Source organism: Hymenobacter polaris (assembly GCF_012927305.1).
Lineage (GTDB): Bacteria > Bacteroidota > Bacteroidia > Cytophagales > Hymenobacteraceae > Hymenobacter > Hymenobacter polaris.
Window position 1 is genome coordinate 2,064,058 of record NZ_JABBGH010000001.1, and the last position, 12,577, is coordinate 2,076,634.

At 65.0% G+C, this 12,577-nt stretch carries 12 protein-coding genes; 11 read left to right on the plus strand and 1 reads right to left on the minus strand.

All coding sequences use genetic code 11. The annotated features are described in order from the left end of the window. Positions 1-2: 2 nt before the first annotated feature. The gene (locus HHL22_RS08815; protein WP_169530548.1) at positions 3-2,405 is read left to right on the plus strand and encodes a hypothetical protein; all 2,403 of its coding nucleotides are present in this window, start codon (positions 3-5) and stop codon (positions 2,403-2,405) included. Between the two features lie 298 nt (positions 2,406-2,703). On the opposite strand, the gene HHL22_RS08820 is transcribed toward HHL22_RS08815, so the two are convergent. Then, positions 2,704-3,999: a replication-associated recombination protein A gene (locus HHL22_RS08820; protein WP_169530549.1), complete on the minus strand. Its 1,296-nt coding sequence runs from the start codon at positions 3,997-3,999 to the stop codon at positions 2,704-2,706. A gap of 133 nt (positions 4,000-4,132) precedes the next feature. Between HHL22_RS08820 and HHL22_RS08825 the strand changes: the two genes are divergently transcribed. The 10 genes from HHL22_RS08825 to HHL22_RS08870 all read left to right on the plus strand — a co-directional run bounded on the left by HHL22_RS08825 (position 4,133) and on the right by HHL22_RS08870 (position 12,566). Beyond that, positions 4,133-5,074 (plus strand): DMT family transporter, encoded by a 942-nt coding sequence (locus HHL22_RS08825; RefSeq protein WP_169530550.1) that lies wholly within the window; start codon positions 4,133-4,135, stop codon positions 5,072-5,074. Between the two features lie 54 nt (positions 5,075-5,128). Then, positions 5,129-5,317: a hypothetical protein gene (locus HHL22_RS08830; protein WP_169530551.1), complete on the plus strand. Its 189-nt coding sequence runs from the start codon at positions 5,129-5,131 to the stop codon at positions 5,315-5,317. Further along, entirely contained in the window at positions 5,307-5,726 is a 420-nt protein-coding gene (locus HHL22_RS08835) for a PIN domain-containing protein (protein WP_317172646.1), read from the plus strand. The genes HHL22_RS08830 and HHL22_RS08835 overlap by 11 nt, the downstream gene beginning before the upstream one ends. Before the next feature lie 49 nt (positions 5,727-5,775). Beyond that, positions 5,776-6,492, plus strand: coding sequence for an SDR family NAD(P)-dependent oxidoreductase (locus HHL22_RS08840; protein ID WP_169530553.1), 717 nt, complete (start codon positions 5,776-5,778; stop codon positions 6,490-6,492). Positions 6,493-6,642: 150 nt separating this feature from the next. After that, complete coding sequence (locus HHL22_RS08845) at positions 6,643-7,959, plus strand: cryptochrome/photolyase family protein (protein WP_169530554.1); 1,317 nt, start codon at positions 6,643-6,645, stop codon at positions 7,957-7,959. A gap of 61 nt (positions 7,960-8,020) precedes the next feature. Next, positions 8,021-8,494: a redoxin domain-containing protein gene (locus tag HHL22_RS08850; RefSeq protein ID WP_169530555.1), complete on the plus strand. Its 474-nt coding sequence runs from the start codon at positions 8,021-8,023 to the stop codon at positions 8,492-8,494. Between the two features lie 46 nt (positions 8,495-8,540). Continuing rightward, positions 8,541-9,059, plus strand: a complete 519-nt coding sequence (locus HHL22_RS08855) for a DsbA family protein (protein ID WP_169530556.1) — start codon at positions 8,541-8,543, stop codon at positions 9,057-9,059. 74 nt (positions 9,060-9,133) lie between these two features. Then, positions 9,134-10,423, plus strand: a complete 1,290-nt coding sequence (locus HHL22_RS08860; protein ID WP_169530557.1) for a sugar MFS transporter — start codon at positions 9,134-9,136, stop codon at positions 10,421-10,423. Between the two features lie 58 nt (positions 10,424-10,481). Then, positions 10,482-11,117, plus strand: coding sequence for a TetR family transcriptional regulator C-terminal domain-containing protein (locus HHL22_RS08865; protein WP_169530558.1), 636 nt, complete (start codon positions 10,482-10,484; stop codon positions 11,115-11,117). Between the two features lie 135 nt (positions 11,118-11,252). Next, positions 11,253-12,566, plus strand: a complete 1,314-nt coding sequence (locus HHL22_RS08870) for an ABC1 kinase family protein (protein WP_169530559.1) — start codon at positions 11,253-11,255, stop codon at positions 12,564-12,566. Positions 12,567-12,577: the final 11 nt, after the last annotated feature.

Here is a 12,577-nt window from a genome sequence, read left to right on the forward strand (position 1 = left end):
GCATGTTTCATTTGCGCTATTTCCGCTGCTTTCGCTTTGCGCTGCTGGCGCTACTGGCCGGCTCGGCCCGCGCCCAGGCGCCCGCCGCCGACTCGCTGGCGGCCGCGCTGCGGCGCTACGGCCAGCAAACGCTGGTGGAAAAGCTCTACGTGCACCTCGACCGGCCCGTGTACGCCGCCCGCGAAACCATGTGGCTGAAGGTGTATGCCGTGGACGGTACCTTCCACCACCCTCTGGCCCTGAGCAAAGTGGCCTACGTGGAGGTGCTCAATAGCCTGCACCAACCGGTGCTGCAAACCCAGATTGCCCTGCGCGAAGCCACCGGCCAGGGCTCGCTCAATTTGCCCGCCTCGCTGCCCACCGGCCGCTACGTGGTGCGCGCCTACACCAGTTGGATGAAGAACTTCGACCCGGCATTTTACTTCCACACCACCGTCAGCATCATCAACACGTTTACCGCGTCGGGGCCGGCGCCGGCCGCCGCCCAGGCCGCGGGCTACGACGTGCAGTTTTTCCCGGAGGGCGGCCAGCTGGTGCAGGGCCTGCCCAGCCGGGTAGCCTTCCGGGTAGCCGATGCCGCGGGCTGGGGCCTGGCCGCCACCGGCACCGTGCGCGACGGCCAGGGCCGGGCCGTGGCTACGCTGCGCACGGTGCACGCCGGCCTGGGCAGCTTCGAGCTAACGCCCGCGCCGGGCGCTACCTACTCAGCTGAAATTCAGCTGACGGGCAAGCCGGCGGGCGCCTATAAGCTGCCGCCGGCCGCCGCCCAGGGCTACGTGCTGCGCCTCACCGAGGCTAGCCCGGCGCAACTGCGCCTGCGGGTGCTAGCCAGGGGCGTAGGGGCCGCCGCTGCCAGCCTGGCGCTGCTCGGGCACTCGGGGCAGCACATCGCCACGGCGCAGGCAACCCAGCTCAACGCGCAGGGCGAGGCGGAATTTCTGATTGAGAAAGCGACGCTGCTGGCCGGCCTCTCGCATTTCACGGTCTTTGATAGCCGCCGCCAGCCGGTGGGCGAGCGGCTGTATTTCCGGCGGCCGCGGGCACTGCCGCTGAGCCTGGGGCTAGCTCCGGCGCCGGTGGGGCCGCGCCAGACGGTGGCGCTGCGCCTGGCCCTGCCGGCGGCGGCCGCCACGGCCGCCAGCGCCTCGGTGGCCGTGTACCAGCTCGACTCGCTGACCACGGGCGCCTCGCCGGCCGATATCAATACCTTCCTCAGCCTTACCGCCGACCTGCGGGGCGCCATCGAAAACCCTGACTACTACCTGCGCGACTCGAGCCAGGTGGGGCAGCAGGCCCTGGACAACCTGCTGCTGACGCACGGCTGGAGCCGCTTTCGCTGGGCCGAAGTGCGGGCGGGCCGCCCGCCCGCGCTGCCCTACCCGCCCGAGCTGCACGGCCCCCTGGTGCGGGGCCAGGTGCTGACGGCCACCGGCGCGCCGGCCCCCGGCATCACGGCCTACCTGGCCGCGCCGAGCCGGGCCCCGCGCTTCTACTCGGCCACCAGCCGGGCCGACGGGGTGCTGCAGTTTGAGCCCAAAGACTGGTACGGGCCGCAGTCCGTCACGCTGCAAACCGACTGGCGGCGCGACAGCACCTACCAGCTCGCCCTGCTCTCGCCCTACTCCGCGCGCTACGCCCCCTACCCGGCTGCCGCCCTGGAACTCGGGCCCGCCCTCACGGCCGACCTTACGCGCCGGCACGTGCAGGCGCAGCTGCAACCCACGTATTTTGGCCGCTACGCGCAGTACGAGCTGCCGCCCCAGCGCGACACGGTGGCCTTTTACGGCGTGCCGCCCGTGCAGTACCGGCTCGACGACTACACGCGCTTCAAGGTGCTGGATGAGGTGCTGCGCGAGTACGTGCAGGGCGTGGACGTGCGCCCGCGCAAGGACGGCTTCCACCTGATGATGGTGGACAAGCTGCACAACACCTTCTTTCAACAAGACCCCCTGGTGCTGCTCGACGGCGTGCCGATGTTCAACCTCAATAAGTTTATGGCCTTCGACCCGCTGCGCATCCAGCGCGTGGCCGTGTTCACCAACCGCTACTTCTACGGCGGCCAGGACTACGAGGGGATGCTCAGCTTCACCACCTACCGCGGCGACTTACAAGGGTTTGCGCTCGACCCGCGCGCGCTGCTGGAAGAGTACGAGAGCGTGCAAGGCCAGCGCGAATTCTTTGCCCCGCGCTACGAAACCACCCAGCAGCAGCAAAGTCCGCTGCCCGACCAGCGCAACCTGCTGTACTGGCAGCCCGCCGTGCAGCTCGCGGCCGGGGATACCCAGCAGCTCACCTTCTACACCGCCGACCAGGCCGGCCGCTACCGGGTGATGGTGCAGGCCCTAGGGGCCAACGGCCAGGCCACCAGCGTGAGCGCGGAGTTTGAAGTGAAGCCAGCGTTGTAAGGACCGCAACGCAACTTATTGAACTATATGGTTTCCACTAACCCGTCATGCTGAGCGCAGCCGAAGCATCTCTACCGCGCCGTCCAGGTATCGTTCAACGGCGTGGTAGAGATGCTTCGGCTGCGCTCAGCATGACGTTCTTATTTTTTGATTGTTGGTTTTCCAACCAGTTCCATTATTACCGGCCGCACCAGCGTCGCTAACCGGGCCACCCGCGCCCCTTCGCGTCGTCAGCCTGGCGCAGCTAAGCGTATCCGCGAACCGAAGGAAGGCGCAGCCAATCCGCTCAATTCCGCGCTTAATACTCGTACTTCTCGCCCCACCACTCGCGCAGGCGCTCCCGGATTTTGGCCTCGGCGGGGTTATCACCGGGGTCGTAGTAGCGGGTGCCGCTCAGGGCGTCGGGCAGAAACTCCTGGTAGGCGAAGTTGCCGGGCGCATTGTGCGAGTATTGGTAGCCCTGGCCGTGGCCCAGGTCCTTGAGCAGCTTGGTGGGAGCATTGCGCAGGGCCGGGGGTACGGGGTGCACGCCCTGCTGCCGCACCTGCGCCTGCGCGGCCCGGATGGCGGTGTAGGCGGCGTTGCTCTTGGGGCTGGTGGCCAGGTAGATAACCGCCTGGGAGAGAATCAGGTCCGACTCGGGCAGGCCGATGACGGTGCAGGCCTGGAAGCAGCTCTGGGCCAGCAGCAGGGCGTTGGGGTTGGCGTTGCCAATGTCTTCGCTAGCCAGGATGAGCAGGCGGCGCGCAATGAACTTGACGTCCTCGCCGCCTTCGAGCATCACGGCCAGGTAGTAGAGCGCCGCATTGGGGTCGGAGCCGCGGATGCTCTTGATAAAGGCCGAAATCACGTCGTAGTGCACCTCGCCGCCCTTGTCGTAGCGGGCGATGGGGCGCTGGGCGGTTTGCTGCACGGCGGCGTCGGTGAGCTGCACGCGGCCGGTTTCGGGGTCGGGCGCGGTGCTTTGCACCACTATTTCTAGCAGCCCCAGCAGCTTGCGAGCGTCGCCGCCGCTGAGCAGCAGCAGGGCGTGGTCCTCCACCACGTCCACGGGTATTTTCTTCAGCACCTCGTCCTCGATGAGCGCGCGGTGCACTATCTCGCGCAGCGTATCGGCCCCTAGGGCCTCTAGGGTGTACACCTGGCAGCGCGAGAGCAGGGCCGGAATCACCTCGAAAGAGGGGTTTTCAGTGGTGGCTCCGATGAGCGTAACCACGCCCTGCTCCACGGCGCCCAACAGCGCATCCTGCTGCGCCTTGCTGAAGCGGTGAATCTCATCAATAAACAGGATGGTGCCCGACTGCTTGCGGGCTTTCTCAATCACGTCGCGCACGTCTTTGACGCCGGCGCTGATGGCCGAGAGCATGGCGAAGGGCCGCCGCAGCTCGGCGGCCAGCAGCAGGGCCAGGGTGGTTTTGCCCACGCCCGGCGGCCCCCACAAAATGAGCGAGGGCAGGCGGCCGGCTTGCAGGTAGCGGCGCAGCACGCCGCCTTCGCCCAGCAGGTGCTGCTGGCCGGCATAGTCGGCCAGGCGGCGGGGGCGGCGGCGCTCGGCCAGCGGGGCGGCAACGGGGGTATCGAAAAGGGACGGCATAAGATTGAAGTACGAAAGAACGTCATGCGGCGCTTGCCGAAGCAGCGCTACCAAACAACGGCCCTAGGTGGCGCGGGAGAAATGCTCCGACAAGCGCCGCATGACGTTCTTCGTAGTACGAACGTTACTTGCAATGTCCTCCTTTCGCATTCACGCCGCCTTGTTTTTGGCCGCCCTCATCTACGCCGCCACCTACAGCCTAGCCAAGGACCTGATGCCCGGCTACATCCAGCCCCAGGCGGCAGTGGTGTGGCGCATCGGGGGGGCCACGCTGGTATTCGGGCTGCTGAAGCTGCTCACGGCGCCCGGCGAGCGCATCGTGGGGGCGGCCGACAACTGGCGGGCCATTGCCTGCGGGGTGCTGGGCATCGGGCTCAACCAACTGGCCTTCTTTCAGGGCCTCAGCCTGAGCACGCCCATCAACGCCTCGCTCATCCAAACCATCTCGCCCATTGTGGTGGTGCTGGCCTCGGCCGTGCTGCTGGGCGAGCGCATCACGCCCCCGCGGCTGCTGGGCATTGCCCTAGGGGCCTGCGGCGCGGCGGCCCTCGTGCTGAGCCGCCCGCCCAGCGGCAAGGTGGCCGCCGATGCCCTGGCCGGCAACCTGTTCCTGCTCTTCAACGCCACCGTGTTTGCCCTGTACCTGGTGCTGGTGGCGCCGCTCATGCGCAAGTATCACGCCTTCACGGTGCTGGCGCGCATTTTTCTGGTGGGCGCGGCGGTGGTGCTGCCCGTGGGCCTGCCCCAAGCCCTGCACACCGACTACGGCCGGTTTCCGGCCTACATCTGGGCCGAGCTGGGCTACATGGTGCTCTTCCTCACTATTTTGGCCTACTTGCTCAACAACTGGGCCCTGAAGTACGCCAGCCCCAACCTGCTAGGGGTGTACATCTACCTGCAGCCGGTGCTGGCCGTGCTCATCGCCGTGGCCCTAGGCAAGGACGTGTTCACGCTCGACAAAGCCTGGCAGGCGGCGCTTATCTTCTTGGGCGTGTGGCTAGTAGGCCGTAACTGGAGGACAGCGTCAGCTAAGCCCAAGCCCGCCGCCGTGCCCGCCGAGGCCACGGTGGAGTAAAACTGGCGCGGCGGGCGTTAGGGCGTATCTTGTTGCTGCTTACTTTCACCTGGTATGGAAACCGTCACCGTCACCCTGCAAAACGAACACGCCCGCCGCTTGCTGGAGGAGCTACAGGCCCTAGGCGTCCTTACGATTCAGGCAGCTCCTCCCCTTACCTCCCGGCCTCCTGCTACGTTCAATGCCATAAGCGTATCTACCAAAGGCTTCAAATTCAACCGCGAAGAAGCAAATAAGCGGTAGAGTATTTTTTGACACCAACGTCCTGGTGTACGCTTATTCCAACGACGACCCGGCGAAGCGCCAAGTGGCATTGGTACTGGGTACCGCCCCCGACCGCTGGCTTTCTACGCAGGTACTCATCGAGTTCGCCAACGTATTTTCGCGCAAGCTGAAGACGCCCTGGCCCGATGTGCAGATTGCCTTACTAGAGCTGGCTACCAATAATTCCATCCATCAAACCACCCCTGCCACCATCGTCCACGCCACGCGCCTGGCTCAGCGCTACCAACTGGCGTGGTTTGATGCGCTGATTGTGGCCGCTGCGCTGGAGTGCGGCTGCAATACGCTCTACAGCGAGGACCTACAGGTGGGGCAGGTGTTCGACGGGCAATTGACGGTGGCCAACCCTTTCGCCGCCCAACAACCCTAGAGCAAACCGGGCCGTTAGCGCAACGGGCTACCTTTCAGCCTATCGCTACATGGATTTCACTGGTAAAAATATTCTCATCGTGGGCGCCTCGTCGGGCATCGGGCTGGCGCTGGCGCAGCAGCTGGCCGCGGCCGGCGCCACGCTCTACACGGCCTCGCGCCACCTCTCGCCCGAGCTAGCGGCCCTAGGGGGCACCCACTTCACCTACGACGCCACGCAGCCCGTGGGCGCCGCCTTCGACGCGCTGCCTGAGGTGCTGCACGGCCTGGCCTACTGCCCCGGCTCCATCAAGCTGCGGCCCTTCGAGCGGGTGCCGGTGGAGGACTTCCGCGCCGATTTTGAGCTGAACGTACTGGGCGCGGTGCAGGTGCTGCAAGCCTGCGTGAAGCGGCTAAAGAAAGCGCCCGGCGGGGCCAGCGTGGTGCTGTTCAGCACCGTGGCCGCCGCCGTGGGCATGAGCTTCCACACCAGCATCGCCACCGCCAAGGCCGCCCTGGAGGGCCTCACCCGCGCCCTGGCGGCCGAGTACGCGGCTAGCAACCTGCGCGTCAACTGCCTGGCGCCTAGCCTGACCGATACGCCCCTGGCGGCCGCCCTGCTCAACACGCCCGAGAAGGCCGAGGCTGGGGCCAAGCGCCACCCTTTGCAGCGCGTGGGCCGCCCCGCCGACCTGGCCAGCCTGGCCACCTTCTTACTCTCCGACGAAGCCACCTTCATCACCGGCCAAACCCTGGCCGTGGACGGCGGCATGGGCAAGTTGAAGTAGGGCTATCCAACACGAAATAGAACGTCATGCTGAGCTTGTCGAAGCATCTCTACCGAACGACCCCCTAGGCGGCGCGTTAGAGATGCTTCGGCAAGCTCAGCATGACGTGCTTTTACTGATAACTGACAACGAGCACCTGACAACTAACCAATGAAAACTACCCTTTTCTGGCACCGGCGCGACTTGCGCTTCGACGACAACGCCGGGCTGGCGGCGGCCTTGCAGCGCGACGAGCCGGTGCTGCCGCTCTTCATCTACGATAAGGAAATTCTAGACAAGCTGCCCAAGGACGATGCCCGGCTCACGTTCATTTTCGACCACGTGGAGGCCCTAGGCAAGGAGGCCCACGAGGCGGGCGGTGGCCTGCTGGCCCGGCACGGCAAGGTGCTCGACGTGTTCCGGCAGTTGCTGAAAGACTACGACCTGGCCGCCGTGTACACCAACGAGGACTACGAGCCCTACGCCACCGAGCGCGACGCGGCCGTGGCCAAGCTGCTGCAGGAGCACGGCGTAGAGTTTCAGGCGTTTAAGGACCAGGTGATTTTTGCCAAGGACGAGGTGCTAACCAAGAATGGCAAGCCGCACCACGTATTTGGGGCGTACTCCAAAACCTGGCAGGCGCAGCTCAAGCCCGAGCAGGATTTCAAGCCCCACCCCTCAAAGCGGCTGTTCAAGAAGGAGAATCTGCGCCGCCCTGCCCGCGGCGACGCCAGCCGGCCCACCCTCCAGGACCTGGGCTTCGAGCGGCACGAGCAGTACACGCCGCCGGCCAAGCTGCCGCCCGCCAAGGTGGTGGAGCACTACGACAAAACCCGCGACACGCCGGCCCTCGACCACGGCACTACCCGCATGTCGGTGCATCTGCGCTTTGGCACCATCAGCCCGCGGGCGCTGATGCAGCAGGCCAACGAGCTGAATAAGAAGCTGCTGAACGAGATAATCTGGCGCGACTTCTTCATGATGCTACTTTGGCACCACCCCAATACCGCCACCGAAGCCTACGACCCCAAGATGCGCCACCTGCCTTACCGCCACGCGCCTAATGACTACCAGGCGTGGTGCGAGGGCCGCACCGGCGTGCCGCTGGTAGATGCCGGCATGCGCCAGCTTAACCAGACGGGCTACATCCACAACCGGGCGCGCATCGTGGCGGCGGGCTTCCTAGTCAAGCAGCTCTTTATCGACTGGACGCTGGGCGAGCACTACTTCTCGGAGAAGCTGCTCGACTACGACATGAGCAACAACGTGGGCAACTGGCAGTGGATGGCCGGCACCGGCGCCGTGGCCGCGCCCTGGTTTCGCGTCTACAACCCCGACAGCCAGCAGAAGCAGTACGACCCCGACTACGAATACGTGAAAAAGTGGGTACCTGAGTACGGCACCGATAAGTACCCTAGCCCCATCGTGGACCTGAAAGAGGGCCGCGACCGGGCCCTGGAGCTGATTCGCAAGGGCCGGGGCAAGTAGCGGCGCCCGGCTGTTTGCGGCGGCCTTGCGTACAAGTAGCTTGTACTATTCCCCTACTACCATGCTGGAAGCTGGCACCCCGGCCCCCGATTTCGAGTTGCCCTCGGCCCTCGACCACACCCAGAAGCTGAGCGACCTGCGCGGCAAGCGCGTGGTACTGGCCTTCTACCCCAACGACTGGAGCCCCGTGTGCAGCGACCAACTGGCCCTCTACAGCCAGGCGCTGCCGCTCTTCGAGAAGCACAACGCCCAGCTGCTGGGCCTCTCGGTCGATAGCCGTTTCTGCCACCAGGCGTTCGTCGACGACCGCCACCTGCACTTCCCGCTGCTGGCCGATTTCGAGCCCAAGGGCGCGGTGGCCAAGCGCTACGACGTGTACGACGAGGCCGGCGGCACCAGCCAGCGGGCGCTGTTCGTGCTCGACGAGCAGGGCGTTATCCGCTGGGCCTACGTGTCGCCCAACGAGGTGAACCCCGGCGCCGACGGCATCCTGGAGGCGCTGGAGAAGCTCGACGGCGACGGCGGCCAACCCTAGGCCCCGGGCGGCCATCCACTCACCCATTACACGCATAAATCTAACCATGAGCCACCTCCAACCAGAAATCGGCGCCGGCGACCACCGCCAGGGCCCGGCCGATGCCCCCCTGCAGCTCGTTGAGTACGGCGATTATCAGTGCAGCTACTGCGGCGAGGCCTACCCGGCCATCAAAGCTGCCCAGCAGGCGCTGGGCGACAAGCTGGCCTTCGTGTTCCGCAACTTCCCGCTGCCCGATGTGCACCCCCAGGCCCAGGGCGCCGCCCTGGCTGCCGAGGCCGCCGCCCAGCAAGGCAAGTTCTGGGAGATGCACAACGCCCTCTATGAGCACCAGAACCAACTGGACGACCAGCACCTCGAAGGCTTCGCCCAGCGCCTAGGGCTGGATGTGGAGCGCTTCAAGCGCGACATGCAAAGCCAGGCCGCAGCCGACAAGGTAGAAGCCGATTTTGAGAGCGGCATCCGCAGCGGCGTCAACGGCACGCCCTCCTTTTTTGTAAACGGCCAGAAATTCGACGGCAACTGGCAGGGCCAGGGGCTACTGGAGTTTTTGCAGCAGCAGTAGCGCGGAGCCGCGAGCAGTGAGAAATACCTTGGCCAGTAGTTACTTGCCAGACTTTCTCACCAGCTCCCCACCCAATGGCTTCCGCTGCCTACTCACCCGCCGCGCCCAGCGCCACCGGCACAAAAGCGCCCTTCACGGAGCGCCAATACGTGCCGACGCTGATTTTTGTCACGTCGCTGTTCATGCTCTGGGCCATTGCCATTACCATGGGCGATGTGCTTAACAAGCACTTCCAGAACGTGTTGCACGTGAGCAAGGCGCTGTCGGGGCTGGTGCAGTTCTCCATTTTTGGGGCTTATGCGGTCATGGGCATCCCAGCGGGGCTTTTTATGAAGCGCTACGGCTACCAGAAGGGCGTGCTGCTGGGGCTAGGGCTGTACGCAGTGGGCGCGTTCCTATTCGTGCCGGCAGCCGATGCGGCTTCGTTTGGGTTTTTCCGGGGCGCGCTGTTTGTGCTGGCGTGCGGGCTAGCCACCCTCGAAGCAGTGGCGCACCCCTTCATCGCCGCGCTGGGGCCGCAGGCTAGCAGCGACCGGCGCGTCAACTTCGGGCAGTCGTTCAACGGGCTAGGGGCAGTCATTGGGCCGCTGATTGGCAGCCACTTCATTTTGAGCGGCACGCACATCGCGGGCGACCTAAGCTCCGTGAAAACGCTCTACGTAGCCATTGGTAGCGTCATCGCGGCTATTGGGGTGGCATTTGCCTTCGTGCGGGTGCCGCCGCTGCACGACGTGCACGCCGCCGAACTACCGGCCGAACCCGAAGCCGGCTTCTACAGCGGCACGGCCGAGGAGGGGCTGCACGCGGCCCCGGCCCGGAAGCTGCTGCAGCACCGGCACTTCGTCTGGGCCTGGGTGGCGCAGTTCCTGAACGTGGCGGCGCAGGGCGGCACCTGGGCTTTCTTCATCAACTATGGGGTCGAGAAAATGCATTTTTCTGATGCGCTGGCGGCCAAGTATTTCTCCGGCTTCATGTTTTTGATGATGGCGGGCCGCTTCGTAGGCACTTTCCTGATGAACTACATTGCCCCCAGCAAGCTGCTGGCCACCTTCGCCCTGGCCAACGTGCTCATGTGCCTGCTGGTGGCCCAGGGTTGGGGCTGGCCTTCTTTTATCGCGCTGCTGCTGATTAATTTCTTCTTCAGCATCATGTTTCCCACCATTTTCTCGTTGGGCATCAAGGACCTGGGGCCGCTGATTCCGCAGGCCTCGTCGGTGCTGGTGATGGCCGTGGCGGGCGGCGCGTTCTTTCCTTTTCTGATGGGCAAAATCGCCAACCACGACATTGGGGCGGCTTATTACCTGCCCATCGTGTGCTACGCCTTCATTGCGCTGTTTGGGGCGCGGCTCTATAAGTTGCGCTAGGGTCAGCTTCACTACCAAAGCGGCCGAACTACGCCCGCCCCAACGCGGTTATACGGGCATGGAAGCATCTGCCCTCAAAGCCGCCTACCTCGACTACGTGCGCCGCCACGGCCACGCCCCCAAAACCGTCTTTGCCTTTGCCGATGCGCAAGGCATTTCGGAAAGTGAGTTTTACCGCGCCTACGCCTCGTTCGGGGCCCTCGACCGCGAGCTATGGGCCGACTTTGGGCGCGACGCGCTGACGCAGGCCAGCCAGGAACCCGCCTGGCAGGGCTACGGCGCCCGCGAAAAGCTGCTGGCTTTCTATTACACGCTGCTCGAAATTCTCAAGAACAACCGCAGCTACGCGCTACTGGCCCTAGGGCGCTCGCAGCGCTTCCGGCCGGCGGTTATCCCAAGAGTGCTCAGTAAATTTGAGGACGAGTTTAAGCGCTTTGTGGCGGAGCTGCTGCGCGAGGGCCACGGTACCGGCGAGGTAGCCCGCCGCCCCATGCTGGAAGACAACTACGGCCGCCTGTTCCTGCGTCAGCTGCAATTCATCCTGCTGTTTTTCGTGCGCGACGAGTCGGCCAATTTTGAGCGCACCGACGCGGCCGTGGAAAAAGCCGTTACCCTGAGCTTCGATTTGGTGGGCCGCAATACGCTGGATTCGGCCTTTGACTTCGGCCGGTTTTTGCTGCACAAGCACGAATAGTTTTTATCGAAAGATTCATTAAGTAAGCACGTCATGCTGAGCTTGTCGAAGCATCTCTACCACGCCGTTCAACGATGCGGTAGAGATGCTTCGACAAGCTCAGCATGACGTTCTGGTTTAGCCTATTACCCATCTATGCCCTCCGACCACAACCAGCCGCAGGAATCGCTGCCGACCTCTAAGGTGGCCCGCGCCGCCCGCTTTGCCAAAACCGGCCTGAAGGTGGGCGCCAACTACGTGCAGCACTACGCCAAGCGCGCCGTGGGGGCCGACTCGGCCATGGCCGACCTGCACCAGGCCAACGCCGAGGAGCTGTACGGCACGCTGAGCGAGATGAAAGGCTCGGTGCTGAAAGTGGCCCAGATGCTGGCGATGGAGAAAAACCTGCTGCCCCCGGCCTACGCCGAGCAGTTCCGGCAGGCGCAGTACCAAACGCCGCCGCTCTCGGGGCCGCTGGTGGTCAAGGCGTTCCGCGATGCCTTTGGGCGCTCGCCCCAGGAGGTGTTCGACGAGTTTGACATGAGCGCGCGGCAGGCGGCCAGCATCGGGCAGGTGCACGCGGCGCGCAAGCTGGGCAAGGCGCTGGCCGTGAAGGTGCAGTACCCCGGCGTGGGCGCCAGCATCCGCTCCGACATTGCCATGGTGAAGCCGGTGGCCCTGCGCATCATGGGCCTGAAGGAGGAAACCCTGCGCCCCTACCTGGCCGAGGTGGAGGCCCGCCTGCTTGAAGAAACCGACTACAAGCTGGAGCTGAGCCGCGCCCAGGCCATCGCGGCCAAGTGCGGCCACCTGCCCCACTTGCAATTTCCCAGCTACTACCCCGCCCTGTCGGCCGCCCGCATCCTCACCATGGACTGGCTGCCCGGCCAGCACTTGCAGGAGTTTCAGGCCACCAGCCCCAGCCAGCAGGTGCGCAACCAGCTCGGCCAGGCGCTGTGGGATTTCTACATGTACCAGCTGCGCGAGCTGCGCCAGCTCCACGCCGACCCGCACCCCGGCAACTTCCTCTTCAGCGACACCGAGGGCGGCACGGTGGGCGTGCTCGACTTCGGCTGCGTGAAGGACGTGCCGGCGCTGGAGCAGCAGCAGTTTTTGGCCTTGCTAGCCCCCGATACCCTAGGCGACCCCGCCCGCCTCGAAGCCCTGCTGACCGAGGCCCACGTGCTGCGCCCCACCGACCCGCCCGCCCTGCGCGCCATGTACCTGCGCACCCTGCGCCAGTCGCTGGAACTGGTAGGCCGCCCCTTCCGCCAGGCCACCTTCGACTTCGGCGACCCGGCCTACCTCAAGAGCCTGTATGCCCTAGGGGATGACCTGATGCAGGACGAGCAGCTTAAGCAGCAGCGCGAGCCGCGCGGTTCGGCCCACTTTGTGTACCTCAACCGCACTTACGTGGGCCTGTTCTCGCTGCTAACCGAGCTGGGCGCCGTGGTGCAAACGGGGGCCTAGGGTACTGGCTA

Coding starts and splice junctions, on each gene's coding strand:
- HHL22_RS08840 (WP_169530553.1), top strand. CDS start 5,776: ATGGATTTCACTGGTAAAAATATTCTCATCGTGGGCGCCTCGTCGGGC.
- HHL22_RS08850 (WP_169530555.1), top strand. CDS start 8,021: ATGCTGGAAGCTGGCACCCCGGCCCCCGATTTCGAGTTGCCCTCGGCC.
- HHL22_RS08870 (WP_169530559.1), top strand. CDS start 11,253: ATGCCCTCCGACCACAACCAGCCGCAGGAATCGCTGCCGACCTCTAAG.
- HHL22_RS08865 (WP_169530558.1), top strand. CDS start 10,482: ATGGAAGCATCTGCCCTCAAAGCCGCCTACCTCGACTACGTGCGCCGC.
- HHL22_RS08825 (WP_169530550.1), top strand. CDS start 4,133: ATGTCCTCCTTTCGCATTCACGCCGCCTTGTTTTTGGCCGCCCTCATC.
- HHL22_RS08815 (WP_169530548.1), top strand. CDS start 3: ATGTTTCATTTGCGCTATTTCCGCTGCTTTCGCTTTGCGCTGCTGGCG.
- HHL22_RS08855 (WP_169530556.1), top strand. CDS start 8,541: ATGAGCCACCTCCAACCAGAAATCGGCGCCGGCGACCACCGCCAGGGC.
- HHL22_RS08860 (WP_169530557.1), top strand. CDS start 9,134: ATGGCTTCCGCTGCCTACTCACCCGCCGCGCCCAGCGCCACCGGCACA.
- HHL22_RS08830 (WP_169530551.1), top strand. CDS start 5,129: ATGGAAACCGTCACCGTCACCCTGCAAAACGAACACGCCCGCCGCTTG.
- HHL22_RS08820 (WP_169530549.1), bottom strand. CDS start 3,999: ATGCCGTCCCTTTTCGATACCCCCGTTGCCGCCCCGCTGGCCGAGCGC.
- HHL22_RS08845 (WP_169530554.1), top strand. CDS start 6,643: ATGAAAACTACCCTTTTCTGGCACCGGCGCGACTTGCGCTTCGACGAC.